We start from the raw sequence: 3,307 nt of genomic DNA on the forward strand, positions 1-3,307 counted from the left end.
CTCGCCAATATTAATCGTCATATTGTTTCCTTGGCAGCCGAGGTAGAGCGAGATTGGCCCGGTCGGATGTCCCATGTTAATATGTCAAGAAAAGGCCTCGGGAGGAACCCCGCCAACCATGTCCAAAACACCCGATTCGGGCAAAGCGGAAGATGACCAGCCTTCGACCGTCGAGCAATATCTGGTGAAGGACCCGGAACGCTTCGCCCTGAACATGGCGCGCATGATCGAGCAGGCCGGCAAGGCCGCTTCCGCCTGGGCCGAGCCGCGTGAAAAAGGCGACGTGCGCGACCATGTGGCCGAGCCCGTCGTCGATATGGTGAAGACCTTTTCCAAGCTCAGCGAATACTGGCTTGCCGATCCGCAGCGCGCGCTGGAAGCGCAGACGCGGCTGTTCTCCGGCTATATGACGGTCTGGGCCAACGCCATTCAGCGCACCAGCAACGCCGCGCAAGACACCGAAGACGCGGTCAAGCCGGAGCGCGGCGACAAGCGCTTCCTCGACCCGGAATGGGGCCGCAACGCCTTCTTCGATTTCCTCAAGCAGGCCTATCTCGTCACCTCGCGCTGGGCGGCCGATCTGGTCGAGCACGCCGAAGGTCTTGACGAGCACACCCGCCACAAGGCCGGCTTTTACGTCAAGCAGGTGTCCAACGCCATCTCGCCGTCGAATTTCATCCTGACCAATCCGGAACTGTTCCGCGAAACCGTCGCCTCGAACGGCGAAAACCTGGTGCGCGGCATGAAGATGCTGGCCGAGGACATCGCCGCCGGCAAGGGCGACCTGAAGCTGCGGCAGGCCGACTACTCGCCCTTCGAGATCGGCAGGAACATCGCCACCACTCCCGGCAAGGTGGTCGGCCGCAGCGACGTCGCCGAAATCATCCAGTACGAACCGGCGACCGAGACGGTGCTCAAGCGGCCCCTGCTGATCTGCCCGCCATGGATCAATAAATTCTACATCCTCGATCTGAACCCGCAGAAATCCTTCATTCGCTGGGCGGTTGAACAGGGCCACACCGTGTTCGTCATCTCCTGGGTCAATCCGGACGAGCGCCACGGCACCAAGAGCTGGGAAGCCTATATCCGCGAGGGTCTGCAATACGGCCTCGACACGGTCGAGAAGGCCACCGGCGAACGCGACGTCAACGCGATCGGCTATTGCGTCGGCGGCACGCTCCTGGCGGCGGCACTGGCGCTGATGGCGCAAGAGGGCGACGACCGCATCAAGTCGGCGACCTTCTTCACCACGCAGGTCGACTTCACCTATGCCGGCGACCTGAAGGTGTTCGTCGACGAAGAACAGGTCGCGGCAGTGGAAAAGTCGATGAGCGAAAAGGGTTATCTCGACGGCACCAAGATGGCGACCGCCTTCAACATGCTGCGCTCAGGCGACCTGATCTGGCCCTATGTCGTCAACAACTACATGCGCGGCAAGGATCCCCTGCCCTTCGACCTGCTCTACTGGAATGCCGATTCCACCCGCATGGCCGCAGCCAACCACTCTTTCTACCTGCGCAACTGCTATCTCGAGAACAACCTTTCGCAAGGCACGATGGAACTGGCGGGCCGCACGGTCTCGCTCGGCGACATCACCATCCCGGTCTACAACCTCGCCTCCAAGGAAGATCACATCGCGCCGGCGCTTTCGGTGTTCCTCGGCTCGAAATATTTCGGCGGCACGGTCGAGTATGTGATGGCGGGGTCGGGCCATATCGCCGGTGTCGTCAATCCGCCGGCATCCAACAAATACCAGTATTGGACCGGGGCTACGCCGACGGGCGACTTCAGCCAGTGGATAGCCAATGCCACCGACCATCCAGGATCCTGGTGGCCGCACTGGCAAGGCTGGATAGAGGCCAAGGACAACACCCGCGTGCCTGCCCGCAAACCGGGCAAGCATATGAAAACTTTGGGTGATGCTCCGGGCACCTATGTGAAGGTCCGTGTGTAACGGACTGTAATGTGTGGTGAGTTGACGGGCCGCCAAAAGCGGGCGAAATGGTGTCGTCAACCATCAAGCGGCCGTAATTCGGCAATCACTGCAAAAATACTTCCAGGCTTGCGGATTTGACACAGGTCTCGTTTCCGGATCGGAGACAAAGGTCACCTTGGCAGCGACGCATGCATGCCGCGCCAAGATATGCCGACCGGACATCGAGGGGGAATTTGACTTTGAAATCAGCAGGATGGAGCCTCGCAAAGGGAGAACGCCGCGCCATTGTGGCAGCGCTCTGCTCCTTGCTTCTGGCCTCCTGCACTTCGGCTGGCGACCCGGCAATGTCGGTCGGAATGCCCGGCTACAATGCCACCGCATCGGACGTAAACGCGGCCTCCAGCGGCAAGGCGATCGCCGCCTCCGATTCGTCTGATGTCACGACGGAGCAGACGACCGTGATGACGGCAAGCGACACGGCGCTGCCTGAAAAGGTCGCCTATGTGCCTGTGTCCAAACCGGGAGCTGCCTTTCCGCTGACCATGCCGGCGGGCGCCGAAACCATCGTTGGAAACACGCCGCAGTCGCTGACGCAGCAGGCACAGACCGCGCAGCAGACCGATGCGGTAGCCCAGCAGATTGCCGCGGCCGACGGCGACGTGGCGGCGCCGAAGCCCGCTGCCGCTCCGGCCATGAACAACCCGGTCTATGTGACGGCTGGCGAGATGCCGCAGGCCGAAGCACCAAAGAAGAAAGGCTTCCTCGCCTCGATGTTTGGCGCAACGCCAGCCTCGGCGACACCAGCCCCCCTCATCAGCAACGCCCGGACGGGCGAGCAGCCCCCGGCGCAGGCAAAAGCGACGCCAGCAGCGGCAAAACCGATCATCACGCTTGCCTCGGCCGATTCCACGGCCAAGCCGGTACAACTGGCTTCGCTCGGTGGCGATAGCGGTCACATCACCGGCAGCGATGCCCTGCCCGGCGTGCGCCAGACGGCCCTGTTCGAGATCAAGCGCAAGTCGGGCCTCGATGACGAAAGCGACGTCGACCTCAACGAGGATGAGGGGCCAGTGGGCGGCTCCTATCAGGTTGCGTCCGCCGCCGGCATGGCCCGGCTGGCGCCCAACGGGCTGCTCAAGCAGAACGAAAGCGTCGATGTGGCCTGCCTGAAGCCGTCGCTGGTGCGCGTGCTGAAGACGATCGAAGGCCACTACGGCCGCAAGATGACGGTGACGTCAGGCTATCGCGACCCGGCCCGCAACCGGCGCGCCAACGGCGCCAAGAATTCGCTGCACATGTATTGCGCCGCCGCCGACATCCAGGTTCCCGGCGTTTCGAAATGGGAACTGGCGAGCTACATCAGAAGCATGC

Annotated in this window: 2 protein-coding genes; both read left to right on the forward strand. The window is 62.3% G+C overall.

All coding sequences use genetic code 11. The features are described from left to right. Nucleotides 1–118 precede the first annotated feature (118 nt). Nucleotides 119–1,954 (forward strand): class I poly(R)-hydroxyalkanoic acid synthase, encoded by a 1,836-nt coding sequence (phaC, locus tag EN879_RS29180; RefSeq protein ID WP_063167870.1) that lies wholly within the window; start codon nucleotides 119–121, stop codon nucleotides 1,952–1,954. A gap of 215 nt (nucleotides 1,955–2,169) precedes the next feature. Next, the coding region (locus EN879_RS29185; RefSeq protein WP_127274419.1) for a YcbK family protein at nucleotides 2,170–3,307 on the forward strand (1,138 nt) is incomplete at its 3' end.

This window comes from Mesorhizobium sp. M7A.F.Ca.AU.002.02.1.1 (assembly GCF_003998535.1).
GTDB lineage: Bacteria > Pseudomonadota > Alphaproteobacteria > Rhizobiales > Rhizobiaceae > Mesorhizobium > Mesorhizobium ciceri.